Origin of the sequence: Acinetobacter sp. WCHA55 (assembly GCF_002165305.2) — a bacterium.
Taxonomy (GTDB): domain Bacteria; phylum Pseudomonadota; class Gammaproteobacteria; order Pseudomonadales; family Moraxellaceae; genus Acinetobacter.
The window spans coordinates 1,791,393-1,818,134 of the sequence record NZ_CP032286.1; the positions used below are offsets into that span (position 1 = coordinate 1,791,393).

Below are 26,742 nucleotides of genomic sequence, written 5' to 3' on the forward strand. Positions count from 1 at the left end.
ATTGTTATCGATAAATTAATTAACGGCCATCTAAACTTTGTCGGTAGAATCGCCATCCATCTTCAAGGGTTTGTTCTAAACTGCGCTTCGCTTCCCAGTGTAAAACTTTTTTCGCTTTACTACACTCTGCTGCGACCTGATCTAATTCCACGATGTTCGAATCCACAACATCAACTGTAGCAATGTCACTTTGCGTCACGCTTTCAACTTTTTCAACCAACTGCTGTATCGAAACACTTTGACCTGCAATATTAAAGGCTTCGCAAGCAAACTGTTGAGTACTTAACCATTGTAACGACGCGGCAATGGCATCACAGGCATCGAGGATATGTAAAAAACTACGCTCTACGGTATGGTCTATGGTTTGTGCACTTTTTCTAAGTTCAATGTGATCACGCTGTTTTGCAGCGACTTGCATCAACAGTGGAATAATATTTTTCGGTAAAGGCGGGAACAATTCTCCAAGCATCCCATTTTCAAATGCACCTGCGACATTGCCCATTCTTAAAATTGCAATTTTCCATTCATTATCCGTTTTTGCTGTATCTCGAATAATTTCTTCGACCATTTGCTGCGATTTGATATACGGATTTGGATAGCCGTAATTCAGTTCTAAATCTTCTTCTAGATGTAGGCTCGATTCACCATAGATCGCAAGGCTTGAAAGATGAACCAAAGTTCGGACACCAGTTCGCTGCATGGCACGCAGTAAACTCATGATACAACTGACATTATCGTTATAGTATTCCAAAGGCTTCAATACAGATTCTTCAAGCGATTTAAAACTTGCTGCATGCACCACTGCATCGATGGAATACTGCTCAAAAACTTTGTTTAAAGCAGGCGTATTTCGTATATCAATTTTGACAAATGGCACATACATGCCACTAATAAATTCTAATCGTTCAAGGGTTTGTAAGTTCGCATTGGATAAATTGTCTACAACAATGACTTCTTGCCCATGCGCCATAAAGCTCAAAGCAATATGAGAGCCTATAAAGCCTAAACCACCAGTCACTAAAATCATTGTATACATACTCCTTATAATAATCAGCAAGTTGCGTTTTATTGGTGTATTTATGGTGTTTCAAATGACTTATTCACAGATATTAAACGCAAAAAACCGACTCAAAATTCTCTTGAGTCGGCTAATCTGCAAGAGCACTATATCACCATTTTAAAGGTTAGGAATATCGTATGTGTTACAGTTATACCTATGAACTGTATATTGTTTATGAAAAGAAAAAACTTATTGAAGGAATTGTGTAGCTCGAAATTTTGCTACGTGATTTTTTCAAAGTGTGTTCAATTGAATTGACAATATTTTTCTCTTTTTATATAGTTAGGCGACTTACTATATTGCAGCTAATCAAATGAACCTTGATCAAAAATACAAAGCACTTTTGGGTGAAGCAAAAAAGCGAAAATTACCTGATATCGAAGGAATACAACTTTGTTTTATGACTCTTTCACTTGCATCCAGTATAGATCGTGATTGCGCAAATCAACTCTCTGTTCATGGTCTATCTGAAGGACGATTCATTCTTCTATTTCTACTTGAAGCAAATGGTGAAGGAATAGCCCCTAAAACTCTTGCAGAACAAGCTGGAATCACCCGCGCAACAGTAACAGGCTTGCTTGATGGCCTAGAACGTGAAGGATTAATAGAACGACAAGCGGACACAGAGGATCGTCGTGCTTTAAAAATACAACTCACATCAAAAGGAAAGATAGTAGCTAAAGAAGTTTTTGACCAACATAGTCGCTGGATCTCTGGCTTATTTGGCAATCTTTCTTTTGAAGAACGCGAACAATTTACCCAGTTATTAAAAAAAGTCTCAAACAACCTCACCAATAAGGAATAACCATGAATCACTACCTTATCGAACTTTATACCCCAAATTCAGCTTGGAAAGCCTTATCATTCGATGAGCGCAAAAATTATTTAAATAATGTTGGGGCTGCAATGGTTGGATTGTCTGATGCTGGAGTTAAAGCGTTAACACTCACTCAAATTAACTCTAAAATTGATCAAAGCAGCGACCATCAATTTTTAGCTGTTTGGCACTTCCCAAATCAAGAAGTTTGTAATGCCCTACTTGCAGGCATCAAAGCGAGTGGTTGGTATAAGTACTTTGACCATGTAAATGCTGTTGGAGTGGAATCTAGCTTTAATGAACATCTTGAAGCACTAGCCAATATCTGATTTTTTATTCAGAGTATTCAACCTACAGAAAGAATTCAAAGAAAACACTAGTAAAATATTTCTTGAAAAAAATCCAACTTTTACTATGAATTATAAGAAGCCTCTACTGTTTAAATGATTGTAGAGGTTAAGTTTTTTGAATACGTCATGCAGACATCCAAAAACTTATCATTAATATTTACTTCAATATCATCTTTATAATCAAATTTGTAATTAGACCCCACAAGCTAGAGAGCTAATAATGACAAATTTATTTCTAGACGTGAGTGGTTTTGAATAGGTTCTATTTCAATCTCATACTCTTTAAAACATCATCTTTCAATATGAAGTGATGAATTAGTGCGGCCAAAGCATGCAACCCAATCAATGTAATAAAAATATTTGCAATAATAGGATGAATATCACCAAGATCAGCATTACTAGAAAAAAGCACTTGTGGCAGATCCATACCCAATAAACTGAAAGATGCCTGTGTTGAAGCCAATGTAAACCACCCCAAAAAAGGAACGGTAAATAAACAGATATATAGGCATACTTTCATCAACTGAAAAGCCTTTTTTTGTATTTCAGACTTAAATGAAACTTCAGGAAACTGGGTCTTAAACCTCATGTATAAAAAAATGCGGATGAAGAAAATGATAAAAACCAAACTACCCGCAATTACATGGGTCTGCCCAAGCCACTGATCCTCAATTGGACTTTGGCTTGTGAAATATGCAACAAGGACAAAGAGTAATGTTATCCAGTGGGTCAATATTACCAAATGAGGAAATTTTTTAGTTGATACAATCATAGAGCTTTCCTTATTCTGATATTTTAATCAAATTAAGAGCAAACCACCCATATTCATCATAATGCAAAATACTGAATAAGTCGGCCACTCATTCCAGTTGGTGGTCTACCACTTATTCCTATTCCAAGTAGGCCACCCCTGTTAAAAACATTTATTCTAAAGAAAAAATTTTTTCTCTGTAAGACCTACCTAAAATCTCTAGCTCATAGGATCTATGTAAAATTCGATCCATCACTGCATCTGCGATTGTTGGATCTTGAAACTGTTCGAACCACAATTTTTTTGGAACTTGACTAGTAATTAGAAGACCTCCACTTTGAGATTGTTTGTCAATCATTTCCAAAAAAGATGGGGCAAGTGCCTGATTAAAGCCTCCTAATCCAAAATCATCAATGATAAGCAATTTTGCAGCACATATTTTTTTCTTAAAATCTTTAATTTCCCCTAAAGTAATTGCATTTGCAATTTCATCAAAAAGGCTAATAGCATTAAAATATATCGTGCTATAGCCAAGATGACAGGCCTCAGCTCCTAGTGCACAAGCTAGCCATGATTTACCAACACCTGTTGAGCCTGAAATAATCAACCCACGACCTTCATTAATCCATTCGCAATTAGCATAGCGATGGATGTCTGCTTTTTTAAGTTTTCGTTCTACTGCATAATCTATGTGTTCCACCCTTGCATTTGGATAACGGAATTTGGCTTGAGATAATAGTCGTTCAATTCTTCGATTAGAGCGATCATTTAATTCTGCATCGAGGCAATAGTCTAAAAAGTCTTCTATACTAGCGCCCTGACCTAACATTTGATCAAGTGAACTTTCTGCTGAACGAAGAAAGCCTTTAAGTTTAAGCTGTTCTAATTTCTCTTTGACAGATTGTTTAAGCATGTTTTGTTATCTCTTAATCTTGAAAATAATAATTAATGCCACGAATATTATGATGTGGGGTTGTTATACGAGGCTGTATATCTGGCGCTTGTGGTATGAGATGAGCATTGTTTGAAATAATGCTTTCAAGTCGCTTGAGTGTGAAAATTTTTCGTTCCATGGCAAATTGACAAGCATCCTCTAGGTAATTAGATTTTTGATTATCCATGACCCATTTTCTAAACTTGTTTAAGGACTTAATGTTTTTGGCAAGATCTCTTTTTTGATTGAGAATATAATCAACATACTGTGATGTACTTTGACCTATACGATTTGCCCAGAAAGTAATTTCATCTTTTGAGAGACCTTTTTGAGCAAGATGTTCAGGTGACATATGTTCATCCAAGCAGATATCTTGGTGTATATGGGAGTTGATAATATGTTCAGCTATTTTTTCACGTTCATAAAAAATATGAATTGCTGAGTGCGTGATTTTAATATCGACTTTTAAATGCGTATATGTATACGGAACAGAGTATTGATTAGATTGATACTCAATTCGATAAAATTCACTGACCCGTACCTGCCGTTTCCATGTACATAGTTCATATGGATAAAGCGGTAGCGGATTGAGGTCTTTACTATCCAAAGCTAAAAATTGTTCATAACGGCTAATAGTAAATCGACGAGTGGTTTTACGATTAATTGTGTCCATTTTCTGCTGAATGGCTTGATTTAATTCATCAATAGATAAAAATTTTTGATTGCGTATAGATGCTAGGACTGAACGTTGTACAATCTGCACACTGACTTCTACAAGACCTTTATCCTTTGGATGGCGTGGTCGAGTTGGCATAATTGCAAAATCATAATGTGCTGCAAAATCTTCAAAGTCTTTTTGGAACTCCAATCCGAACTTATTATTTTTGATGACAGCTGATTTTAAATTGTCTGTTACTATTGTTTCTGGAACACCACCGATATGCTTAAATGCTTGAATAAAGCATTCCAACCAGTGCTCAACTTTCTGGCTTGGAACTGCATATGCAAATGTATACGCTGATCCCCCTAATACTCCCACAAATATAGAAGCATGACTTTTTGATCCATCTAATGGAGAAGTAATTTCCATTGTTCTACCACAAAAATCTACTAATAGTGCTTCACCACTTTTAAAATTTTGTCGCATTGAGGAATATCGTTTCTTTTGAAAATTTCTAAATACTTCACAAAAACGAGAATATGAAAGGCCATTTTCATATTGAGCAATGTATTCTTGCCAAAGTAATTCAATGGTCATATCCCGTTTTTTTAATTCTTGATTGATATATTCAAAGTCAGGATAAATTTTTCTCGACGGATAACTTGTATTACGTGAGATTTCAAAATAGTCGAGTAATTCAATGTTGGTAAATAAATTAAGTTCATTATTGTGAATTGGAAAAATTTTTAACTTTTCATAGAGCACTTTCACAGACTCTCTAGAAATACCGACTTGCTTAGCGGTTTCTCTTTGACTGTATTGTAAATTTAGCAGTCTGACAGTTTGTCGAATTTTATCAGTGTCTAAGCGCATAAATACCTCTAATAATAAAATGAGGCAAAAAGCACCCTCAACATTGCTTAATTTAGCAATGTCTTTTAGAATGAATATGTCTTGCACGACCAAGTAAAAGACAATTCATAAAGACTCATGCTGGCGCATGGGTCTTTATACTTTCTGCAGTTAAATAAAAAAATAAAGTTAATTAATTCATAATTTTCTACTCTTTGATACCTAGTTTCACTGCGATTTCATGGCTTTTACCACGTTGTGGAATTTGATTGTTTTTTAGTATTCTATATACCAAATCAGGTGAGAAATTATTAGCTCTTGCCCATTCGGCAATAGAAGTTCCTGAAGAAAAAAATTCCTCTCTAACTTGTTTTATTGATTTGACCATAATTAGACGAATTTTGAGTAAATTTGACGAAAAAATATAGAAGAAAAATGCTCAAGTCAACCAGAATAATATTAATTTAATATTTTGATTTTATTGTAGTATTTTTAATATTTTTATGGTTTTTAACTCATAAAACCATCCATAAATTTAATGTTTGACTTAATATTTTTTATATCAGTTTCTAATTTTTCTTTATGATTAATAAAATATTTCTCTAATGTTTTATCATCTAATAATAGTGATTCTATAAATTCAATATTATTTTCTTTATCTTTAATTTGATTTAAAAATTCAGATTTTTTTATTGAAAAAATAGCTTCGAGTTTTTGTTTTTTATATTTATCTCTTAGTTCATTTAATCTAGGAGTTTCTTTATAACTGAATGCTTTTTTTGAAGATTGAGTAACATCAATTTCAAGATACTTGCATCTAAGTAGGATTCTTAATCCTACATACATGAGACGCTTACAGCGTTTAGCTCTATAGGGCTGATTAAGGCCCATTTTTTCCCAAAAATGTTTTGCTTGCCAATTTTTAATTTCATGATTAATAAAAATTTTTAAGAATTCATCATATAAAGGTAAGGTAATTGATTTTGACATCGCTGAATCTTAACAAAAATAAATACGGATTATAGTCCGTGGATATATAGTCCTCAATTGTTGATATTTCTGTTTTTTGAGCAGTTGGTTTCAAATGTCAGAATTATCAATTACGATTGGTCAATTAATCCGCAAAAAGAGAATTGAAAAAAAGACCACACAAGAGTCGCTTGCTCTCCAATGTTGCATTGATCGGAGCTATATGGGGCGTATCGAACGGGGTGAGGTAAATCTTACAGTAGAAAAACTATATGATATTGCGCATGCTTTAGAAGTTGAGGCTAAAAGCCTATTACCCTAATTAAGAGTAAAAGTATTAACTTTATGATTCTATAAATATTAAACCACTGATAAAATTAAAAAATATTTTAATTATGATTTATAACATCTTATAAAACAGGTAAGGCAATGGGAAATGCAGATTTAGTTAGAGCAAGTCGAGATGGAGATCAGTTTCATTACTTATGGGCTGCAAGAAAAGCACTTCTACTTTTGAACCCTTTATCTGGATTACATACTCTGACTATTGAAGGTCCTAGTAAATCTGAATTTAACGAAGAAGTAGAAGAAGGTGAAGAAATTGTAGATGTGGGAGAATACTACACTAGTAATGATTTTTCTGCTTCTTCTAAAATTATTTACACTCAACTTAAGCACTCAACATTACATGCACAAACACCGTTTGAGCCTAGTAAACTACGTAATACTATTGAAGGTTTTTCTCAAAGATACCGCAGATTGATAGAAAAAAAGTCTAAGGATGAGGTGTTAAAAAAAGTAGAATTTCACTTCGTTTCAAATAGAGCGATCAATGATGAGTTCTATAAGTCAATTAATGAACTTAAAGAAACAGGACATGTTACTAAAACTCAGAATCTTCAAAAATTAAAAGACTATACCGATTTAGATGGTCAAGCTTTAGAAGAATTTATTAAGCTTGTGAAATTCCCATCACAAGAGCCTAACTATATAGCCCAACGTGAGATTCTTGCTCAAGACATCGCTTATTACCTACCAGGGGATGATGTTAATGCTCCGAATGAATTAAAGGAACTTATCACCCGTAAAGCACTTAGTGAAAATACAGAAAAACCAGAAATTACACGATACGATGTACTCCGTGCACTTAAAACCAACCCAGATGATCTGTTTCCAGTAAAGAACTTAATAAAAGAGTTAGAAAATATCGTAGATAGACCTATCGTAAGAACACTGATAGATACTATTAATGAATCACATAGTCAAAAATTTATTATTCAAGCTGAAGGTGGTGTAGGTAAATCAATCTTAAGTACACAAATACACAACTATATCCCTTCTGGATCATTGTCGATTGTCTATGACTGCTTTGGTAATGGTGACTACAGACAATCCTCATCGGCGAGACATACACATAAAATAGCATTAGTTCAAATTGCAAATGAATTAGCTGGATTAGGCTTATGCCATCCACTAATACCAACAACGAGTGCCGGTCCTAGCGAGTACATAAAAGCATTTTTGTTTAGATTAAAGCAGGTTTCTGAAAGGTTCTCCAATGAAAGTAAGCAGCTATTCATTGTTATTGATGCTGCTGATAACTCACAAATGGCAGCAGATGAATTTAATTATGGTCGATCTTTTATAACTGATTTATTGCAAGAAACCCTACCGCAAAATATTAAAATAATTGCTTTAGCGAGACCTTATAGGGTTGGGCTTTTAATACCTAAACAAGATATCGAAATTCTTGATTTAGAAGGCTTTAGTGAAAATGAAACAAAACAACATCTATTCAACTATTATCCTGATGTTTCGACACAAGACGTGATTGAATTTCATCGACTTACCAGTGGCAATCCACGAGTCCAAAGTATTGCTTTAGAACAAAATTTGACTTTGCATGAGATTCTTTCATTTTTCGGTGGAACGCCTAAAAGCGTAGAAGACACAATTAAGGATTTGTTAAATAAGGCAATTTTCAGTTTTAAAGAACAAAACTATTCCGAATCAGAAGAAATTGATTTACTGCTCACTTCAATTGCTATTTTACGCCCATTAATTCCACTGCAAATTTTATCTGATTTAACTAATATCAGGGCTGATCAAATAAGAAGTATTATTTCTGATATCGGTGGTCATCCAATTCGTCTTAGCGACAATAATATTCAATTTGTAGATGAGCCAACTGAGTCTTGGTTCCGTGAAATTTATAAACCAAAAGATACTAGCTTGCTGAATGAGTTCATTCAGAAGCTTAAACCTCTCGCTGTAAATTCTGTATATGCTGCTTCTGTACTACCCCAAATTTTGATGGATGCAGGTAATTTTGAGGAATTAGTTGAACTATCTTTAAATTCTGAAATGTTACCAACGAATTCCACCTTAGAAAAAAGAAAGGTCGAATTGCAACGCCTACAATTTGCAATTAAAGCTGGCCTAAAACTTGGTAAATATACAGATGTTGCGAAGTTGTCATTAAAGGCTGGTGGAGAAGTTGCCGCAGAGACTAGACAACATCAATTACTTGAAAAAAATGTTGAGCTAGTTGGTACAACTTTTAATGATAATCAAATTCTAGAGTTAATCTCTGAAAAAGTATTTAAAGGTGGGTCATGGCATGGCTCGAAATATATTACTGAGGCTAAACTTCTCTCATATCGAGAAGAGTTCCGTGGAGAATCACGTAGTAAGCTTCGCATTGCAAATCACTGGTTAACTAGTTGGTTTGAACTTCCGGAAGATCATAAACATCATCAGGAAATAAAAGATAAGGAGATTAGTGATTGTTTTACTACCTTAATCAATTTAGAGGGTGTGGGTTATGCAATTAATTGGCTTCGTAGATGGCGTCCAAAAAGTGTAAGTTATAAAGTAGCTAAAATTGCAACTGAAGAACTGATTAAACTGAATAAGCGTGAAGTTATACAACAAATATTAGATAAATCAGGTAATAACATATTTTTGACTTTAGGTGTTATAGAGATACTTAAATTAAATCATTGTGTTATCCATTCTGATAATTTTTCAAGAATTTTAAGATTATTGAGCTATGACAAAGTAAAACTTGATATTGGTCTAACCCCAATTCTTTGTTTTTTAGAAGTAGTTTTTAAGCAACAACTTTGTGTTTCTACAGAAGCACATCAGATTTTATCGAAATATATCCCCCCCCAAATACCGTATGAAATTACAGATCGATATGGACACTCAGATAGAGTAAGTTATATGAAAGCTTATGCTTTACATAAAACATGGGAAAGTAAGTCATTAGAACTAGTTGATTTAGTAACTGAAAGATTAAAAGAGGAATTTTTAAAGGATACGTCTTATAGTTCATCCGAGGAAATTACTACGCTAAAACGAGATGTAGCAGCAGTTTTGCCATGGTACAAATTGTATGCTCGGTCAATCATAGAGAAGATTTGCATTAAGGAACTCGATCAACTAATTGAACAAGCGAAATCAGACTCCCAGAAAGCTAAAGGATATTCTTATCGGGAATATGGTAATCATCTAGAAAATGAAATTGCAAAAATTTGGTTCGATATTTTAATTTTAAATAATCATCTTAGCCAAGAAACTTATCCAGAGATAGAAAGGCATTTCAAGGAAAAAATTTATATTAATACACGTAATCATTTCACGCTTATTTTGGCTTTGCAGAAAAAATGTGAATTAGAAGATTATTGTTATGAAAATATAGAAAAAAACTTAAAAGCTCTTGAGAATAGTGATGATCATGCAGAAACATTGGTGAGTGACTATATGTCTATTGCTCAATCAATTTTCCCTTTAGATCAAGCTGAAGCTACTACGATATTAAATAAAGCCATTGAAGTAAGTAGTAACCTAGGTGAAGAAAATCTACAACGATGGAATGCATTACTTTGCTATGGCGTAAGAGCTGGACAGGAGCAAAATAATAGAAAACCACAGCTATGCTATCGTTTTAGTCAATGTGCTGAATTGACATATAAATATGTACATAGAGATAAACATTTTCCATGGGATTACACAGTTGATGCAATTTACGATTTAGATCCTAACTCAGCATTTGCTATTGCTAGCCGTTGGCGTGATCGTAGATTTGGTGATGAAGATAGAATATTGGGCAATTTGCTGGATAAGTTACTTAAAGAACAACTTTTATCACCATTGATACCATTGGCTTTCAAAGCGATGGGAGCTACATATGACTTAGATAATCTATTAAGCTCTATTAAATCATTAGCTTTAAGTGATGAACTAAAAAGAAAAGTTTTACAAAGCTTCTATCTTTATATTGTTGTACCAAATCCATCAGAAAGACATATTAATCGCCTTAGAGATTTGGTCGAGGCATTTCATATAACAGATCAAACTGTTCAAGATTTTTTCTTATCCATTTGTAATTCAGAGGTTTATGTTCAGGTAGAAGAAGCACCTCATTCTTCAACCTACGACCAAGAAAAGTTTGATTGGGATGTGTTTTTTGAAAATTACACTGATTCAAATCGAAGTGTCGATTTTGATTCAGCTTATAATGATTTTCAGAAATTGGAAAATAAGTATTGGATTAGAAAAGCCCTCTATTTACAGCTTTTAAAAAGAATAAGTGCTTCACAAGCGATACCACTGATTAATTGGTGGTTCGATGATCCTAGAAATGGAATGTATGACTTAGATGATCTCCTAAAAGCTATACCATCTCGCTTTAAAAGAAGAATGTCATTTTTAGCAGTTTTAGATTCGAGAATAAAACAATTTTTGAGAACACATCATGCTGATATTTATATAGATACTTATGGAAGTAATCTGAAATTACATATTTTAAGTGAGTTAACAGGGAAACCTAAGACTGATTACATTCAATCTCTCTTAGAGGGTATGAGTGAAAGCTCTATTACTCTAGAAAGTGAAAGCTTATTTAGGATTGCTCATTTACTTACACCTATGATTGCACCAAAGTAAGCGTCCGCTGAACCCCACTTTTTCTAACTCATTAATACCGCGATAGTGTCCACTTAAATTTAAGTGGACACCTATTTATGGATTTAAAGACAGTTATAGACAGTGCACCAACGCTAAAAAAGCCCCGTCGAACCTTCACAGCTGAATTTAAACATCAACTTATTCAGCAATGCCAGCAGCCAGATACATCAGTGGCCAAGGTAGCAATGCAACATCAGATCAATGCCAATCTGCTACATAAATGGATTCGTCAGTCCAGATCAATGCCCCCTGCATTAAAAACCCCATCCATTCCACAGACTGACTTTCTTCCGGTCATTCTTCACCCGACTCCAGTCAAACAAGAAGCACCTCTACCACCTGTGCCAGAGAAGAAAGCTGTCGCTCATATCAGGATTCCATTACATGAGGCACCAAGTTCCGCAAGGGATCAGATGATCGAGATCGACTGGCCGGTGGAGTCAGTAACTGAATTACTGTTGCTGATCCAGGGTTTGACTCAATGATTCGTATTGATGAGATCTGGTTGTCTACCCAGCCGATGGACATGCGTGCAGGGATGGATACAGCCATGGCTCAGGTGCTGAGAGCCTTTGGCTACATCAAACCGCATTGCGCTTACCTGTTCTGTAATAAGCGTGGCCATCGTATGAAAGTGCTGGTGCATGATGGACTGGGTATCTGGCTGTGTGCCCGGCGGCTGGAACAGGGGAAATTCCACTGGGCTAAAGTTCACCAGGGTGAAAGTATGGCGATCAGCCCGGAGCAGTTACAGGCACTGATCCAGGGTTTGCCCTGGCAAAGAATCGGACTGCAGCAAGTGGTAACAATGCTCTAAACCAGGCTCATCCATTCTGCTATTCTCCAAACGTTCTATTTCCTCTGCATCATGACCTCAGGCATACTGCGGTCATGAATACGCTGCCTGATTTAAGCCAACTGACCCATGAACAACTGCTGGAATTTACCAGACAGTTGGCGATGCAGCATCAGTCTCTGGCACAATCTAAACAACAACTGGAACAATCAAATCAGCAATTAGATGCCAGAGTTCAACATTTTGAAGTCACCAATCAGCAATTAGATTCTAAAGTTCAACATCTTTCTATTCTCAATCAAAAATACGAGCATGAGCTTGCACTATTTAAACAGCATAAATTCGGCAGTAAAAACGAACATCTAACCGCAAAACAAATCCATCTCTGGGATGAAGCGGTTGAAGAAGATATTGCAGCGGTTGATCTGGAACTGGAACGACTGAATGCAGATAAAACCAATGCAGCTGCACAGAAAGCCCCAGTCAACAAACCTAAACGTCGGCTGTTGCCAGATCATCTACACACCCTCCGTATTGAGCATGAACCTGAATCAACACAATGCAGTTGTGGCTGTACCTTGCGTCGTATCGGTGAAGATGTCAGTGAAAAACTGAATTTCAGACCGGCACAGTTCTATAAGGAACAGCATGTGCGTGGTAAATGGGTCTGTGATCAGTGTGACACTCTGACTCAGCAAGCGATGCCAGCCTATGTGATTGATAAAGGCATTGCTTCACCTGAATTGCTTAGCCATGTGCTGGTGTCAAAGTATGCCGATCATTTGCCTTTGTACCGTCAACGTCAAATCTTTCTACGCGCAGGTGTTGATCTGTCTAGATCAACGTTATCTGACTGGATTGGCCGCTGTGGGGTGGAACTGGAACCTCTGGCCAATGCCTTAAAACAGGTGGTACTGCAACAGCAGGTGATCCATGCAGATGAAACACCGGTGACGGTCATGCAGATGGGTGAAAATGAGAAAAAGCCCAAAAAAGGTTATGTCTGGGCCTATGCCAGCACACAGTACAATCCAGTTCAGGCAGTGATCTATGACTTTCAAGATAGCCGTTCTGGCCAGCATGCTGAAGACTTCCTGAAAGGCTGGCAGGGTCATTTGGTCTGTGATGATTACAGTGGTTATAAAGCACGCTTTAGATCAGGTCAGGTCATTGAGGTGGGCTGCATGGCACATGCACGTCGTAAATTCCATGAACTACATGTGACCAAGAAAAGTCAGGTCGCTGAACAGGCATTAGTGCTGATTCAGAAATTATATGCGATAGAAGCAGAATTAAGAAAAAAGACGGATGGTACAGCGGAAGACCGCTGCGAATACCGACAACAGCATAGTCAACCGGTCATGCAACAACTATATGAATGGCTCAACCAACATCAGCTGACGGTGCCATCGAGTTCTCCAACCGCCCGGGCGATCAATTACAGCCTAAAACGTTGGACTGCTTTAAGCCGCTATCTGGATGATGGCAATCTACCCATTGACAATAATTGGATAGAGAACCAAATGCGTCCCTGGGCCTTGGGGCGTAAGAACTGGCTATTTGCAGGTTCGCTGCGCAGTGGTCAACGAGCTGCCAATATCATGACTTTAATCCAGTCAGCAAAGCTGAATGGCTTGGATCCGTATGCCTATTTAAGTGATGTGCTGAAAAGGTTGCCAACACATAAAGTGCCCCAAATAGAAGAATTACTACCTCACCGCTGGAAACCTGAACCCCGTTAAAACTTGGCGATGGCGTTCAGCGGATGCTTACGCACCAAATCAATCCTGTGAGGTTTTAGAGTATGGTCTAGGCTTACTGGAAAGTGATTTGGGATCAGATATCGCAGACGGGCAATGGCGTGAGGAATTAGCACCACCAGAGAATATAATAGAATCTATATCAGGTTATATTTGGTCTTGCCTAGCATCTCCTTTCAATACTGTTAAATGGCAAGCGGCCCATACAGTTAAGTTACTTTGTGATTATGAGCAGAGAGAATTGTTGTCTAATTTAATTAATTTTATTAGTAATAAAAATTACCGAAGTTTTTACGATCACAAATTTGAATTTTATCAATACTCTGCTACTCAATGGTTATTTAATGCTTTACTAAAAGTATCTTATAGCCCGAATAACTTTTTGGCTGAGCATGTTGAAACGTTTAAGCAGTTAGCAAATCCAAATCGCCCACATTTGATGATTCGACTTCTCGCATCAAAAATTCTTCTAAATCTATTTAATTTAAAGCTTATAAATCTAAATCAACAAGAAATTAAAACTTATCAGGGAGTTGGTAAATCTAATTTTAGTAAAGTAGAACGAGAAGCTATCGATCTTTCAAAATATTCAGATATGAATCAAGATGAAATTGATTCATTTGGTATTGATTTTGGTCCTTACTGGCTTGATCCATTGGGTGCGATGTTTGGGTTGCATCCTAAGCATATCTACTTTGAGACAACTCAAACATTAAAGAATGAAATTGGGTTTACAGAGAAGAAGCGTAAAGCCAATGATGTGCGCCATAAAATGAAAATTTATGACTGGAAGCAAACAAGGCTTGATCATAGTTCAAGTCCAAAAGTTGAAGATTTAGATTTTTATCTGTCTTACCATGCAATGATGATCACCGCAGATAAACTAATCCAAACAAAACCATTACTTGAAAGTGAATATTCATGGAGAAAGTTTGATGACTGGATTAAACAACATGATTTATCTTCTCTAGAACCTTATTGGCTGAGTGATTTTAAAGATCCATGTCCTCGAATAACGACAGAATGGCCTAAAGAAGATAGAAAAAATCCCTTAAACTGGTCTTATAGTTGTTCTCCCGTTGATTATGATGATGTCATTTATCACAGCGATTTTGAACTTTGTTTATGGGGTGTTTGGTCAGAAGTGCAGAACTATAACCAAGCAAAAGACATTCGTATCCGTTCAAGTCTAGTAAGTCCAGAAACATCAAATGCTTTGTGGCGAAGTTTACAATGTACTGAATCAAGTTATGATTATCATTTACCTAGTGCTAATGATGAGAGGTTAGAATTTCAAGAAGATAATTTTCAGTTATTAGGTTGGATTAATGAGCAAGAAATTGATCTATCAAATTTTGATGATGATTTATGGGCAGCTTCATTAAGATATGAAATAACTAAACCATCAGAAGATATTATTTCTTTAATGAATATGAATTCGGATACATTAGGAAAAGATTGGTTTTATGAAGATGAAAAAGTTATAAGCCACATCATTTGGGGTAAATATAAAAGTGAAGATTATGAATATTCAAATGGTTACAAGCTAAAAGTTAATAAAGAATTTATTGTCAATCTTCTTGATAAAATTAATATGGATATGATCATTTCAGTAGATATCGATCGTAGACATAGATATGGTAGTTATGAATACAAACAAGATTCAAAAGGACTTGATGAATATTTGCCAAGTAGTAAACGAGTTTATTTAATGAAGAAAAATGGAGAAATCTATGTCTACTGAAAGCCTCATTGAATTAGGAAAGAAACTAGTACTAGAATTCAAACTAGAGGATAAAACAGATACATTATCTCAATGGATGCTTCACTATTTAGCAGAGTTATTTGAACGATATGATCTATCTACTTCTCCTGAAGAAAAGCGTACAGTATCTGTCGATATCAGAGATACTATTTTTAAGCTGTGGGAATTTCGCTACGAACAAGCTCACTCTCAAAGTAGCTTTAAGAATATAGAATCATTGGTATCAACATTAAAGAAGTTAAATTTAGATAATGATGATTATTTCTATACACCCTTGCGTAATTATAGAGATACAGAAAAAAATAAAAATCAAACTAGTCCTGAGTATTGGTACAACTATGCTCTTGAACTTGATAAAGCATCAAGGCTATTGATAAGAAATTGCATACTCAAAGGGTATGCGCTCAATGAAAAAGATAACGAAGAAGTTGCCAAGTTAATTGAACAATTAGAAGCGTTAGATGCATATGAAACTTTATTTAGCAAATTTTATAGTGAACAATCTACTCACGACAAAGAACAGAGAAACATCACACAAAATATCTCAAAGATAGATGAGTTGATAAATGCCCTAACAGAATTAAAAAGTGCTTATGAGGAAAAGTTAACTTCATAGTCTAAGAATGTCTAGGTTAGATAAGAACAGGCATCCACTAAATTACGAGACTACCTGTTCAAATTAATAAGAATATGCAAATAAAATACTAAGTGTTTTATTATCTTGATTTATTTTTATTTACTAAGTTACTACTTTAACATTCCGTTTTTTAATTTTAAATGTTCTTCGATTAGTCATTCCTTTGGAAAGACTAGGGTTTCGACCAGACAATTTTTTAATGAAAACTGGTTGACCATGTGGAGTCATACTCCAGAGAATATCATTCTCTACGTAAAGTACTTTTCCACTACGGGCGGCTTTAATAAAGCTTTCTCGCAATATATAAGCAGCTGCTTTAGCGATATCTCGCTCAGATGTTGGCTTTCTAGTTGGCATATCTAAAACTCTCAGAAGTGATAATTTTCAATACTATGGCCAATTTCTGTTATAGAAAATGATTGATGCCTCATAAGCATAGAGTTTCTTTCGCAAAATTATAATATGAACTATTCGGCTAATAAAGATATGGCTAACTCAAAGTATTTTGATTGAAGGATACTTTTAATACAAAATTTATTCATACATTGAGTAATTTCAATCTTATTTCTATCTACTATCTAAATTTCTGCTAGTTTCGATTATTACATAAAAAATTTAAGATGGCCTACTTAGAACTAGAATGACTGGTAGGGTACGAACAGGAATGGGTGGTAGAGTTATATAAGAATATGCATCATAAAGCAGAATTGGGTTTAGCATGATTTAACTGAGCGAAATTTTGTATTTTTTCAATATCTTTCTCAATTGAATTTGAAACAATATTCGGTAAAATCTGATTCACTTTCACAAATATTTTTTCAGGATATCCGACTTGATAATAGAGGGCGTTCAAAGTTCTGTGTCAGTAAATTTGACTAGATTTTAATTATATCATCTAATCGACCTTCAAAGTAAATGGATAATTGAGTAATGGTTTGTCCCCATTCCTGAATAGGCATTGTCCATTTTTCTGATGCCTGTTGAATACCAATATACAGTAATTTCATCAGACTATCCTCATTGGGGAAAGCTCCTTTGGTTTTGGTTAGTTTGCGGAATTGACGATGTACGGCTTCAACGGCATTGGTGGTGTAAATCGGCTTCCTAATCGCTTTAGGGTATTTGAAATAGGCGGATAGTAGATGCCATTTGGTACGCCATGACTGAATGACCACACCATATTTTTCGCCCCATTTTTCTTCTAGCTCATCCAGTGCTACTTCTGCCGCCCCTTTGGTATCAGCACGGTAAATTGGCTTTAAATCAGCCATAAATGCCTTCTGATCTTTACTGGCAACATAGCGTAAAGAATTACGGATTTGATGAACGATACACAGTTGTATTTCTGTTTGAGGGTAAATCGCTGCTATGGCTTCGGGGAAACCTTTTAGTCCATCTACACAGGCAATCAGAATATCCTGAACACCACGATTTTGTAGGTCTGTCAGTACACTAAGCCAATGGTTCGCCCCTTCGCTTTCCGACAAATGCAAGCCGAGTAGTTCCTTCTTACCTTCAACATTTAAAGCTAAAATGGTATAGATCGCTTTGCTCACATAAACACCTTTATCCTTCACTTTGTAATGTATGGCATCTAACCAAACAAAGGGATAAATTGTATCGAGTGGGCGTTGTTTCCATGCTTGTAACTGAGGGAGGAGCTTATCTGTAATATTGGTGATAGCACCATCTGAAATCTCCAATCCATACATATCAGCAACATGCTTTTGAATATCACGATAGCTCATACCAAGTGCATAGAGTGATATGATTTTATTGTCAATTTCTTCTGATAATTTGGTCTGGTTCTTTTTAACTAACTGTGGCTCAAATTCACCATTTCGATCTCTAGGGGTTTCAAGCTCAAATGAACCTGATGTAGATTTTACTGTCTTGCGAGTATAGCCATTGCGGCGATTACCTTGTTTCGGATTCGCTTCAATGTAATTCTCGATTTCTGCTTCAAGAGCAGCTTCGGTCAGCTGTTTAATTAAAGGGGTGAGTATGCCATTTTCTCCAGTCAGTGCTTGTCCTGACTGGAGTTGTTTTAAGGCTGTTTCAAAATCAAATGTAGTTGCCATAGTGCATCATTCCTGTTTTTAACAGTTTAAGGAAATGACACAGTTTTTTGAACACTACCTGATAATAAAGCTTATCGTTTTGTAAAAATTGATAAAGCTCTTCTGCAACAAACTCAGGACTATCCATTTTCACACCCAGTTTAGCATTCATTTCTACGACAACAGGACTATTCATTGCTGTATCCGTTGCCCGCGGAGAAAAATATTTAAACAGAATTGCTGAGTTTGAATATTCTCGTGCTAAAGCTTCTGTTGCGCCACGTAAAGCAAACTTGCTTGCGCAATAACTCACATAACCCGGATAACCAATACTGCCAAAGGTTGAGCCCATATTAATAATTTGGCTTGGTGCATCTTTTGACATTAACGGGATTATTTTCTGAATCATTTCTAGTGGGTAAACCACATTAACCATCATCATTTGTTCAATCACTTCGGCTGACTGATGACTAAATAATGAGAAATCATTAATCCCTGCATTGTTAATATAATAGTTAATCGTTACATTTTGCTGTGCTAATGCCTGAATAAATTCCTCCCGACTTATAGCATCACTCAGATCACAACAAAGATTACTTAATTTTAATAAAGGAAACTCTCCACTTAATTGCTTCTGCATTTGCTGTAAAGATTCAACATTACGCGCAACCAAAATTACATTTACGTTATGGGTGCACAAATTCTCAGCAATCGCTTTTCCAATCCCGCCCGTCGCTCCGACAATTACCGCTGTTAAATTTGACATAGATATACTCACTATAATTGTTGAATCAAGAAAGATTAAAAAGTATCACTCAGGCCTAAACCCATACTGATATAAAGCTTGCGAAGCTCCAAAGGTACTAAAATTTCACGGCGACCATGCATAAATCTCTTATTGTCGATAATTGCAACATCACCATCTTGCCAGTCAATTTCATACGTATGTTTTTCACAAAGGATTGAAAGGTCCCCAAGCAAATCTTCGCTGATAAGACTTCCATCAGCAAAACTAAACTTGGGCTTTTCATAGTTATATGATGGCCCCAATAAAGTATTGGCAAATGCAGGGACACCTTTTAAGTTATCTTGACGAATCATAGGCATTTGTAAGTGGTATTCCACGCCATCTTCTTTCGCTGGGCTAATTGATTGCCCAGGTATTGCTTTAATAAACTTGTTCAAATCCTCCCATGTGACTGTTTCCGCATGCTCAATATTGAAAGCACTCGCCACATATTTCTGCCAAATCTGTTTCGGTAGATATCGGCTAATCGTCATCGGAGCAGTAAACTTTTGTTTCAATTGATCTGGTAAGCTTTTCCATACGGCATGCCCATCACAAACCGTTGTTTGTGACCCCAGAGTTGCACTGGTTTGGCTAAAAAAAGCAATGATATCTGGTGGTAATGGTGTCGTTCCATTTTCAATATGCAAGCCAACCGCTTGTGTTCCTGCGTCTACTTTCTGCGATTGTTGAGTGATATTTTCGCGTGCAGGATCATAAGTCAGATTTTTGCACAATTTGGACATCAACTGACTGAAACGCCGAACATCATAATACTCACCTCTTAAAAGTATCCAACCTTGTTCACGTAAAGTATTTTTGATCACTGCATGGTTTGTATGATGATGTCTATGGTTATGATCTAGCTCAAAGATTATTTGTTTTATACTCATATTCTTTACTCCCTATATTTTGAAGTGTTCTTTCATGTTCGTCAGAATCGTTCTTCTTCGATTCAAAAATCTCTATCTATAGCTTAAGCACAACCCTCATAAATAGAGTGCAAACTGTTTTTGGATTTCAATTCGTCGAAGTTTTCCATTGTCTGTAAGCATCTGATTACTTAAAGAGAAAGGCTCTCTCGATCTACACCATTGCTTAATCTGTGCATAATCAGGCATGCGGCTGTTCGCTTTATGAATAGCGTGTTCCAACATACTGTCACTGACGTCTTCTTTAGCGTAAATAACTGCAGACAAATAAGGTTGTGCTTCACCAAAAATAGCGATTTGATTGATTTCGGGTTCCGTTGAGCCATTTGACTCCACCCACTCTGGTGAAATATTTCGGCCAAAACTACTGACAATAATTTGTTTGATGCGACCAGTAATAAATAGAAAGCCCTCATCATCAAAAAAGCCTGCATCCCCTGTATGAATCAATGGATCTATAGAGGCATCATTTAAATACCCCTGCATAGCATTGCCTCGAACCACGACCTCACCCTGATCAGAAATTTTGACTTTTACATGAGGCTATGGTTTTCCTACGCTACCAATTTTTCTAGCATTCGGCAGGTTGAGACTAACGACGGAAGCACATTCTGAAAGTCCATATCCCTCATATACAGGTAGGTGTAATTGTTCTGACTGCATCAGTAAGTCCGATGAAACCTTGCCACCACCTACAGCAATAAACTTAAGACTTTTAAAAGCCGTAGCTCCAAATTGATGAATGTACTCCACCATTGCCTTTAACATCTGAGGCAGCAAAATCACACTTTCAATTTGGTAGCTCTGCACCGCATGAGCAAACCTATCCACCTTAAACTCATGATTTGAGACTAAGCCGAACGTACTAACATTACCAACCACAACTGAACGCCCCATATTGAATGCCACATAAATTCCTGCAATATTTTCCAATAATGTTGCAAATGGAATTAGGCACAGATGGCGTCCTAAGTTGCTCGAAACTAAAGCATGACTCAATGACTCAGTTATTGATTGAATGGTATCTTCGCCCAAGCAAACACCTTTTGGCGTGCCTGTACTGCCTGAGGTATACGTGATTTTAGATGGTCCTGCATGATCAAATTGCGCAGAAGGTTCCACTTTCAAACTGACAAACCGGCCTGAAGCATTTTTCGCCTGTAAATCGTGATGAATCCGTTTTTGAGCATACAATGTCTCAAGCCAGTCAAACTCCATCATTTCAACTCCAAGTGCTTCAATCTTGTTAGATCCAATAAAAATGGTATCAACAGCGCTGTCCTGAATGAGATGCAAAATTTGATTGGGACTGAAGAATAATGGTATTGGAATGACTGAAATTTGTGCCTTTTTAGCAGCCAAATCGATATAAATCCAATCAATACTATTCATCCCCCAAATGGCAAGTTTTTGAGTATTGAGTGTCAAAAGTTCTTTGTACAGTTGATCTACAACATCATTTAGCTCTTTATACGTAACTATCGTTGAATCTGTGATAATGGCTTCCAAATCTGGATGGCATACCGCATGATGACGGATTGTGTCAAAAAGCGTTTTCATAGCAAGAACCCACCTGTTTTTAATATTTTTCCGACATTAAAGTCATAATTTTTTTCCGTTACAGATAAGGATTCAGCTACATTGATCGCAAGCACCAATGGCTTTTGTTCATAATAATTTCCCCATTGCTTTTTCGCCTCTCCGAGCACATCTGGATTGGCTTTTTCCAAAACATGGAAATTTAAGCCCATTTGCTGCAATACATACCTCACCGCAATGGTACCCGTACAAACAGCCCACTCAACGCCTTCCAAGCTTAAATAGAACACAAGGAAAGCTACGATTATTTTGGCGTACTCCATATTTTCCGATGCCAGATTGCCTATCTCAACAATTTTTGATCTTGATACATATTGTTGAGTTATATTTTGCAAGCTTTGTTCAATTGGCTGTTCTAAATATTGTTCTAAAAAAGCTTTATGTGTCTTGAGTTGTTCTATACCAATAGCAACCTGTGTCTGATCTTCAGATGTACCTACGAATAAGGTTGAAGAAAAATGCGTTAAGGTTGCATTATGTTTTTCTCTATATTTTAAGCTAATGTATTCTTCGATCTCTTTTCGCTCAAAGTGATCTACTACCCCAGCCTCATGAACACTTAGCTGTATTTTCTTTTGAAGTGACAAAATATTATATGAATTTGGCAGATTTAGCGTCTGCGTATTTTTTATATGTTGTGTATTTCGCTGACACAATAAATGATAATTAAAATCATTTATTTTAGTTAAAAGCCTTTGTTCAAAGATGAATACAGTCATATATCATCTCCATAAATAGATTAAATAAAAAATAAGTTTTAAACCTTAAAAAACACTTAATTGTTTTAATTTTATTTGTAATTTTTATGTTGAATTTGTTTTAAAACAACATATTGAGATTATACGATTTATTAATATGATTTTTTTCAAAAAATAAACCTAATTGAAATTATTATCTTTTAGATTTTATATTCATAAATGGCTTTGTTGCATAAATATTTTAAGATAGAGCTTTTCTAAGTTGCTCAAATTTAAGTGACAACTTGGCTATGAGGTCGGCCCAATTTTGTGAATTTATTTAATACAGTTACACGTGCATGGACTTCATTCACCTGACTGTCAAAACTCCTTGCACTGAGTTTATCGCCTAAAAACTTAAGGCCAGTTGAGTCTATCAATAGATGTAATCCTTCATGACTTTTTTGATAGCTGATCGCAATATCAATCTGTTTTGTCATCTGCAAAGGATGGAATAAGCCATAGCACAAAGCCTGTGACCATATGCAAAGAAAGTCGTAGATAGATTTGATCATCAAACAGCACTGAATTGCTGTATCAGAATAGGGTTAATTTCTTGCATGCTTAACTTGTGGCTGAGCATACTATTTAGTCTGAGGATCAAACCAAATTGAAATATTTCCTCGCTTGATTAGAGCTTGGTTAAAAGAGGACCAATTCGTTGTACGATAGATTATGGGTGCAGGATTCTTCATTTGGAAATTATATTGATGAAGAAGCCTTTAAGAATAGCTTTGTGCAACAACGCGATTGCAAAGTCCCAAAGCTGAAAAGTAATAGCTGAATGTAGACCGTGACCGCCTAATTTATCCCACAAGTCCTTTTTATAAATCTCTTTGGCTTGAGCTAATGTAATGTTTTTAATATCAAGGGTTGGATAGGTGTTTGCAACTAAACCGAACTTTGTACCTTTTAGTATCCCGACTCCAACCTTGTCCTTTGTCCAATTACCTAGATCACGTCTATCGTCACTGTAACCACCTTCATGACTAATCAATCAAAAAAAGGCGCTTACTTGTACTGACTTGAGTTTCCAAGCCTGTTGCCAAATTTCAATAAGTTTCATTTCGCTTTCCTTTAGCTAAAAAAACCGCCCTAAGGCGGCATATAAAACAAAAGTGACTAACTTATGGCCATTTACAATAAATTAAGATGATTGGATTATTAATTACTCTCGCGTAACCAAGGCGTTACTGTTAACCCTGTTAAAATTCCTTCAGGACTTAAAAAGCGAGTAACTGATTGCCCCCATGGCTCAATCCGATTATTAACCAGTAATTGATATCCTTTAGAGACTAAATGAGCTGAAGCTTCAGCAATATCCTCAACTTCAAATTCAATCCAACTTTGGGGAGAGGTGGTCCCACTTGTTTGAACAACTAAAAGCGTATTTATAAGTGATATTCCGCTCTAGTTAAGCCACCTTGTTTTGTTGGGGTAGCTGATCATAGTAAAACTCATTTGGTGTCATTTTGTCTAGACTCGAATGAGGTCGTTTCAAATTATAAAACTCAAAATATGCACTTAATTGCTTTTTCGCATCTGTGACACTGCTATAAGCTTTGAGATACACCTCTTCATATTTAACGCTCCGCCATAATCGTTCAACCATCACATTATCTACCCATCGACCTTTACCATCCATACTGATTTGAATGCCATTTGATTTCAATACATCAATAAATGCATCACTGGTAAACTGGCTGCCTTGGTCTGTATTAAATATTTCAGGTCGACCATATTTTTCAATCGCTTCATTTAAAGCCGAAATACAAAAATCCACCTCCATACTAATCGATACCCTATGCGCAAGTACCTTGCGGCTATGCCAATCAATCACAGCACATAAATAAACAAAGCCTTTTGCCATAGGGATATACGTTATATCCGTAGACCACACTTGATTACTGCGCTGAATAGCCAACCCTTTGAGCAGATATGGATATTTACGGTGAGCTTGATTAGCCTGGCTTAAATTTGGTTTGCAATATAACGCCTGAATACCCATTTTCTTCATTAAAGTACGTGTATGACGTCGTCCTATATGATGTCCTTGACGATTCAACAAATCACGCATCATACGACTGCCTGCAAAAGGATATTGCATATGTAATTCATCAATACATCGCATCAGCTTCAGATCTGATGCACTCACAGGTTTTGGGCGATAGTAATAACAACCACGGGAGACTTTCAGCAGCTTAGCTTGCTTAGATACTGAAATCTGAAGTGAGTCGTCGATTAACTTTTGTGGTTGAAGCGGCCCAGTTTCTTCAACACACCTTCTAAAAAATCAATTTCTAATGCCTGCTCACCGATTTTTGCATGTAGTTTTTTTAGATCGATGGGTGGTTCTGTTGGAGCTTTTGATTGATCGAAAGCTTGCGAGGAAGCTGAGATCAATTGATTTTTCCAGTCAATAATTTGGTTTTGATGAACATCAAACTCAGCACTCAATTCAGCAAGTGTTTTTTCTGCTTTAATCGCAGCAAGTGCTACCTTAGCTTTAAAATCATTTGAATGATTTCTTCTTGGTCTACGTGCCATAAAATACTCCATATATTGATGTTTATAACATCATTTGAGGAGCAGAATATCACTTATAGGAGTTGTTCAAATTTACGGATCCATCTCTGGGTATGGTAAGTTCTTCAGGCCATTCTTTAACACCAAAACAAGACTCAGCTGCCTGAGTTAAAGGCCATAGTGCAAAATGCTTTACGCCACCTAGCTCACCTTCTTCAGCACTCATATATGACTCATTGCCTTCCATTGCTTTAATTGGAAGATCGAAGGTGTCTCTGTAGAGCAATTTGCTTTCTTGATCTACTCTTGTAATAGGTCCAAACCCAGCTACGAACAGAACGATAATAGGGTGCATTCCAATGACTCACTCTTATAAAGTAGTTGATTCTTTTATACTTCAAACTGTTCACTTTTAAAACATGAATGATTTTATGTATAAAAATCAATTAATTTATTTGGTTAACTCATCCTTTGATTTTTTAAGTTCTTTAACCACTTCAATAACGACCTTCCCCTCCTGCTTATTGATGAAGTTAAAGGTCACTGCACAACAGCCCAACCCAGCAACCCACAGACAAAGAAGAATCCACACAAAGCTATCATCCCTCAAATACCTGTTACCCGCTCATGTAGTCCCCACTTTACGATAATGAAAGCTCCACCAGTTAGACTCGATACAACCGTACAAATCAAACCCACAGCCCACTCTTGTGGTGAGCGTGGCAAACGCATCATGATGACAACTGTTGCAACAAGTGCTATCGCTAAAGTGACCATGATCCCTGCAACGTAGAACTTTAAAAACGCGGCAAAACCACTTGTGGACACTAGTTCCATTTATTCCCCTAATTTTTTGGCAATAGAAAAACCTCCCGAAGGAGGTTTGTGAATAATTTACTTTTCTAGCAGATCGCATATGTCTGCCGTGTTCTTGATAATACTTATCGCATAATTTGCGAAATAGGTATGCTGGCTTTATTCCTTGTTCTAGATTAACCTTACCTGTTTAAAGCTCCAGCAGCTTGATTAATGCCCAGTGCTCGCAGTCTTTTGCTGTATCTATCGTCGCTGAGTATCACTGCTTGTCAAAAGTAACAGTGATAAGCCAAGTTGCCACACGTTGTATTGGTTTTGGAAGCTTCATTTTTCTTGGTGTAGATTTGGTGCAGATTGAAAATCATTTTTTATACTTTGATATTTTAACCAAAAAAGTAAACTACTGTTTTTAAACATTTATTTTTAAAATAACTTTTATATTCAGTGCTAAATTCTGTAGATACCACCTAAAATCATTGTATACTACCTTTTTATTATGAAGTCTGAATGTACCAAGCAAGCTTTGGACATTCCTCTAGTGAAATTTAATGAGTACTTTATTACTAATTACCTCCGCACCGAGCTCAATTCATGCATGGCATGCTCTAGGTTTAGCACAAGCACTGCATGTGAAAAATGAACCCTTTCGAGTGTTTTTTTACCAAGATGCTGTTCAAGTTGCCAATGCCCTGCAATGGGTACCTGACGACCAACGAAATCTATGTTCGGAGTGGCAAAAACTCGCCATTCGCCTGCCCGTTTGTGTAAGTGCAGCTTTGGCCCGAGGAATTACCGATGCTGAAAATGCACAGCGTCATCAGTTAGCACAGCATAATCTGGCTACAGGTTTTGACTTGGTCGGCTTAGGGGAACTGGCCGATGCTGTTCAGTCTGCAGGGCGCTTAATTCAATTCTGAGTGCTAAGTTTTCAAGAATTTGTTGCTTTTAAAAGGTATATT

At 36.3% G+C, this 26,742-nt stretch carries 25 protein-coding genes and 4 pseudogenes; 10 read left to right on the forward strand and 19 right to left on the reverse strand.

Translation table 11 applies throughout. The features are described from left to right. Positions 1-19: 19 nt before the first annotated feature. On the reverse strand, positions 20-1,027 hold the full coding sequence (locus CDG62_RS11495; protein ID WP_087528063.1) for an SDR family NAD(P)-dependent oxidoreductase: 1,008 nt from the start codon (positions 1,025-1,027) through the stop codon (positions 20-22). A gap of 346 nt (positions 1,028-1,373) precedes the next feature. Between CDG62_RS11495 and CDG62_RS11500 the strand changes: the two genes are divergently transcribed. After that, the gene (locus CDG62_RS11500) at positions 1,374-1,865 is read left to right on the forward strand and encodes a MarR family winged helix-turn-helix transcriptional regulator (protein ID WP_087528062.1); all 492 of its coding nucleotides are present in this window, start codon (positions 1,374-1,376) and stop codon (positions 1,863-1,865) included. 2 nt (positions 1,866-1,867) lie between these two features. Continuing rightward, complete coding sequence (locus CDG62_RS11505; protein WP_087528061.1) at positions 1,868-2,206, forward strand: DUF6616 family protein; 339 nt, start codon at positions 1,868-1,870, stop codon at positions 2,204-2,206. Between the two features lie 283 nt (positions 2,207-2,489). Here the strand turns inward: CDG62_RS11505 and CDG62_RS11510 are convergent, their stop codons facing one another. The 5 genes from CDG62_RS11510 to CDG62_RS11530 all read right to left on the reverse strand — a co-directional run bounded on the left by CDG62_RS11510 (position 2,490) and on the right by CDG62_RS11530 (position 6,415). Next, a complete protein-coding gene (locus tag CDG62_RS11510) occupies positions 2,490-2,999 on the reverse strand; it encodes a cytochrome b (protein ID WP_087528060.1) in 510 nt (169 codons plus the stop codon). Positions 3,000-3,150: 151 nt separating this feature from the next. Continuing rightward, a complete protein-coding gene (gene istB, locus CDG62_RS11515) occupies positions 3,151-3,891 on the reverse strand; it encodes an IS21-like element helper ATPase IstB (protein ID WP_087528059.1) in 741 nt (246 codons plus the stop codon). 13 nt (positions 3,892-3,904) lie between these two features. After that, positions 3,905-5,446, reverse strand: a complete 1,542-nt coding sequence (gene istA, locus CDG62_RS11520) for an IS21 family transposase (RefSeq protein ID WP_087528058.1) — start codon at positions 5,444-5,446, stop codon at positions 3,905-3,907. 187 nt (positions 5,447-5,633) lie between these two features. Continuing rightward, entirely contained in the window at positions 5,634-5,813 is a 180-nt protein-coding gene (locus tag CDG62_RS11525; protein ID WP_087528057.1) for a DNA-binding protein, read from the reverse strand. Between the two features lie 122 nt (positions 5,814-5,935). Continuing rightward, positions 5,936-6,415 carry a hypothetical protein gene (locus tag CDG62_RS11530; RefSeq protein WP_087528056.1) on the reverse strand — a complete coding sequence of 160 codons (480 nt, stop codon included), beginning with the start codon at positions 6,413-6,415 and terminating at the stop codon, positions 5,936-5,938. A gap of 94 nt (positions 6,416-6,509) precedes the next feature. Between CDG62_RS11530 and CDG62_RS11535 the strand changes: the two genes are divergently transcribed. The 7 genes from CDG62_RS11535 (at position 6,510) to CDG62_RS11565 (ending at position 16,305) form a co-directional block, all read left to right on the forward strand. After that, positions 6,510-6,716 (forward strand): helix-turn-helix domain-containing protein, encoded by a 207-nt coding sequence (locus CDG62_RS11535; RefSeq protein WP_087528055.1) that lies wholly within the window; start codon positions 6,510-6,512, stop codon positions 6,714-6,716. Between the two features lie 107 nt (positions 6,717-6,823). Beyond that, the gene (locus CDG62_RS11540) at positions 6,824-11,347 is read left to right on the forward strand and encodes a hypothetical protein (RefSeq protein WP_228254387.1); all 4,524 of its coding nucleotides are present in this window, start codon (positions 6,824-6,826) and stop codon (positions 11,345-11,347) included. Between the two features lie 77 nt (positions 11,348-11,424). Further along, positions 11,425-11,853, forward strand: coding sequence for an IS66-like element accessory protein TnpA (gene tnpA / locus CDG62_RS11545; protein ID WP_000364662.1), 429 nt, complete (start codon positions 11,425-11,427; stop codon positions 11,851-11,853). Continuing rightward, positions 11,850-12,185, forward strand: coding sequence for an IS66 family insertion sequence element accessory protein TnpB (tnpB, locus tag CDG62_RS11550; protein ID WP_000618090.1), 336 nt, complete (start codon positions 11,850-11,852; stop codon positions 12,183-12,185). The genes tnpA and tnpB overlap by 4 nt, the downstream gene beginning before the upstream one ends. Positions 12,186-12,259: 74 nt before the next feature. Further along, the gene (locus tag CDG62_RS11555) at positions 12,260-13,906 is read left to right on the forward strand and encodes an IS66-like element ISAba17 family transposase (protein ID WP_087528919.1); all 1,647 of its coding nucleotides are present in this window, start codon (positions 12,260-12,262) and stop codon (positions 13,904-13,906) included. 88 nt (positions 13,907-13,994) lie between these two features. After that, positions 13,995-15,668 (forward strand): hypothetical protein, encoded by a 1,674-nt coding sequence (locus CDG62_RS11560; RefSeq protein WP_228254388.1) that lies wholly within the window; start codon positions 13,995-13,997, stop codon positions 15,666-15,668. Then, a complete protein-coding gene (locus CDG62_RS11565; RefSeq protein WP_087528916.1) occupies positions 15,658-16,305 on the forward strand; it encodes a hypothetical protein in 648 nt (215 codons plus the stop codon). Before CDG62_RS11560 ends, CDG62_RS11565 begins: the two co-directional genes overlap by 11 nt. A 123-nt stretch (positions 16,306-16,428) precedes the next feature. Here CDG62_RS11565 and CDG62_RS11570 read toward each other — a convergent pair whose 3' ends face one another. From CDG62_RS11570 to CDG62_RS11625, 13 genes and pseudogenes are all read right to left on the reverse strand, one after another. Beyond that, a complete protein-coding gene (locus tag CDG62_RS11570; RefSeq protein WP_087528915.1) occupies positions 16,429-16,683 on the reverse strand; it encodes a hypothetical protein in 255 nt (84 codons plus the stop codon). Positions 16,684-17,201: 518 nt separating this feature from the next. Next, the gene (locus tag CDG62_RS11575) at positions 17,202-18,407 is read right to left on the reverse strand and encodes an IS256 family transposase (protein WP_004973108.1); all 1,206 of its coding nucleotides are present in this window, start codon (positions 18,405-18,407) and stop codon (positions 17,202-17,204) included. Then, on the reverse strand, positions 18,391-19,152 hold the full coding sequence (locus tag CDG62_RS11580) for an SDR family NAD(P)-dependent oxidoreductase (protein ID WP_087528898.1): 762 nt from the start codon (positions 19,150-19,152) through the stop codon (positions 18,391-18,393). Before CDG62_RS11580 ends, CDG62_RS11575 begins: the two co-directional genes overlap by 17 nt. A 35-nt stretch (positions 19,153-19,187) precedes the next feature. After that, the gene (locus tag CDG62_RS11585; RefSeq protein WP_087528897.1) at positions 19,188-20,066 is read right to left on the reverse strand and encodes a TauD/TfdA family dioxygenase; all 879 of its coding nucleotides are present in this window, start codon (positions 20,064-20,066) and stop codon (positions 19,188-19,190) included. A 96-nt stretch (positions 20,067-20,162) separates the two neighbouring features. Then, positions 20,163-20,591 (reverse strand): hypothetical protein, encoded by a 429-nt coding sequence (locus CDG62_RS19775; protein WP_322900174.1) that lies wholly within the window; start codon positions 20,589-20,591, stop codon positions 20,163-20,165. A gap of 57 nt (positions 20,592-20,648) precedes the next feature. Next, entirely contained in the window at positions 20,649-21,665 is a 1,017-nt protein-coding gene (locus CDG62_RS11590; RefSeq protein ID WP_322900175.1) for an AMP-binding protein, read from the reverse strand. After that, entirely contained in the window at positions 21,662-22,423 is a 762-nt protein-coding gene (locus tag CDG62_RS11595; RefSeq protein WP_087528896.1) for a thermostable hemolysin, read from the reverse strand. Before CDG62_RS11595 ends, CDG62_RS11590 begins: the two co-directional genes overlap by 4 nt. Before the next feature lie 362 nt (positions 22,424-22,785). After that, positions 22,786-22,926: pseudogene (locus CDG62_RS19830) on the reverse strand (transposase); the annotation flags it as partial. Next, positions 22,907-23,136, reverse strand: a pseudogene (locus tag CDG62_RS19835) (transposase); the annotation flags it as partial. The pseudogenes CDG62_RS19835 and CDG62_RS19830, both read right to left, overlap by 20 nt. A 53-nt stretch (positions 23,137-23,189) precedes the next feature. Continuing rightward, positions 23,190-23,438, reverse strand: a pseudogene (locus CDG62_RS11605) (glycosyl hydrolase 108 family protein); the annotation flags it as partial. A 417-nt stretch (positions 23,439-23,855) separates the two neighbouring features. Beyond that, a protein-coding gene (locus CDG62_RS11615) for an IS3-like element ISAba14 family transposase (protein ID WP_223155595.1) occupies positions 23,856-24,988 on the reverse strand; the annotation gives its coding sequence in 2 pieces (ribosomal slippage) (positions 23,856-24,736 and positions 24,736-24,988; 1,134 coding nt in all). A 49-nt stretch (positions 24,989-25,037) separates the two neighbouring features. After that, on the reverse strand, positions 25,038-25,322 hold the full coding sequence (locus CDG62_RS11620) for a hypothetical protein (protein WP_228254389.1): 285 nt from the start codon (positions 25,320-25,322) through the stop codon (positions 25,038-25,040). Positions 25,323-25,418: 96 nt separating this feature from the next. Beyond that, positions 25,419-25,804: pseudogene (locus tag CDG62_RS11625) on the reverse strand (hypothetical protein). 527 nt (positions 25,805-26,331) lie between these two features. On the opposite strand from CDG62_RS11625, the gene tusD reads away from it, so the two are divergent. After that, positions 26,332-26,700, forward strand: a complete 369-nt coding sequence (gene tusD / locus CDG62_RS11635) for a sulfurtransferase complex subunit TusD (RefSeq protein ID WP_087528656.1) — start codon at positions 26,332-26,334, stop codon at positions 26,698-26,700. The last annotated feature ends 42 nt before the right edge of the window (positions 26,701-26,742 follow it).

Coding starts and splice junctions, on each gene's coding strand:
- tusD (WP_087528656.1), top strand. CDS start 26,332: ATGAGTACTTTATTACTAATTACCTCCGCACCGAGCTCAATTCATGCA.
- CDG62_RS11530 (WP_087528056.1), bottom strand. CDS start 6,415: ATGTCAAAATCAATTACCTTACCTTTATATGATGAATTCTTAAAAATT.
- CDG62_RS11570 (WP_087528915.1), bottom strand. CDS start 16,683: ATGCCAACTAGAAAGCCAACATCTGAGCGAGATATCGCTAAAGCAGCT.
- CDG62_RS11580 (WP_087528898.1), bottom strand. CDS start 19,152: ATGTCAAATTTAACAGCGGTAATTGTCGGAGCGACGGGCGGGATTGGA.
- CDG62_RS11555 (WP_087528919.1), top strand. CDS start 12,260: ATGAATACGCTGCCTGATTTAAGCCAACTGACCCATGAACAACTGCTG.
- CDG62_RS11620 (WP_228254389.1), bottom strand. CDS start 25,322: ATGCACCCTATTATCGTTCTGTTCGTAGCTGGGTTTGGACCTATTACA.
- CDG62_RS11500 (WP_087528062.1), top strand. CDS start 1,374: ATGAACCTTGATCAAAAATACAAAGCACTTTTGGGTGAAGCAAAAAAG.
- CDG62_RS11510 (WP_087528060.1), bottom strand. CDS start 2,999: ATGATTGTATCAACTAAAAAATTTCCTCATTTGGTAATATTGACCCAC.
- CDG62_RS11535 (WP_087528055.1), top strand. CDS start 6,510: ATGTCAGAATTATCAATTACGATTGGTCAATTAATCCGCAAAAAGAGA.
- CDG62_RS11540 (WP_228254387.1), top strand. CDS start 6,824: ATGGGAAATGCAGATTTAGTTAGAGCAAGTCGAGATGGAGATCAGTTT.
- CDG62_RS11505 (WP_087528061.1), top strand. CDS start 1,868: ATGAATCACTACCTTATCGAACTTTATACCCCAAATTCAGCTTGGAAA.
- CDG62_RS11595 (WP_087528896.1), bottom strand. CDS start 22,423: ATGACTGTATTCATCTTTGAACAAAGGCTTTTAACTAAAATAAATGAT.
- CDG62_RS11575 (WP_004973108.1), bottom strand. CDS start 18,407: ATGGCAACTACATTTGATTTTGAAACAGCCTTAAAACAACTCCAGTCA.
- CDG62_RS11590 (WP_322900175.1), bottom strand. CDS start 21,665: ATGAAAACGCTTTTTGACACAATCCGTCATCATGCGGTATGCCATCCA.
- CDG62_RS11495 (WP_087528063.1), bottom strand. CDS start 1,027: ATGATTTTAGTGACTGGTGGTTTAGGCTTTATAGGCTCTCATATTGCT.
- istB (WP_087528059.1), bottom strand. CDS start 3,891: ATGCTTAAACAATCTGTCAAAGAGAAATTAGAACAGCTTAAACTTAAA.
- CDG62_RS11585 (WP_087528897.1), bottom strand. CDS start 20,066: ATGAGTATAAAACAAATAATCTTTGAGCTAGATCATAACCATAGACAT.
- CDG62_RS11525 (WP_087528057.1), bottom strand. CDS start 5,813: ATGGTCAAATCAATAAAACAAGTTAGAGAGGAATTTTTTTCTTCAGGA.
- tnpB (WP_000618090.1), top strand. CDS start 11,850: ATGATTCGTATTGATGAGATCTGGTTGTCTACCCAGCCGATGGACATG.
- istA (WP_087528058.1), bottom strand. CDS start 5,446: ATGCGCTTAGACACTGATAAAATTCGACAAACTGTCAGACTGCTAAAT.
- tnpA (WP_000364662.1), top strand. CDS start 11,425: ATGGATTTAAAGACAGTTATAGACAGTGCACCAACGCTAAAAAAGCCC.
- CDG62_RS19775 (WP_322900174.1), bottom strand. CDS start 20,591: ATGCAGGGGTATTTAAATGATGCCTCTATAGATCCATTGATTCATACA.
- CDG62_RS11565 (WP_087528916.1), top strand. CDS start 15,658: ATGTCTACTGAAAGCCTCATTGAATTAGGAAAGAAACTAGTACTAGAA.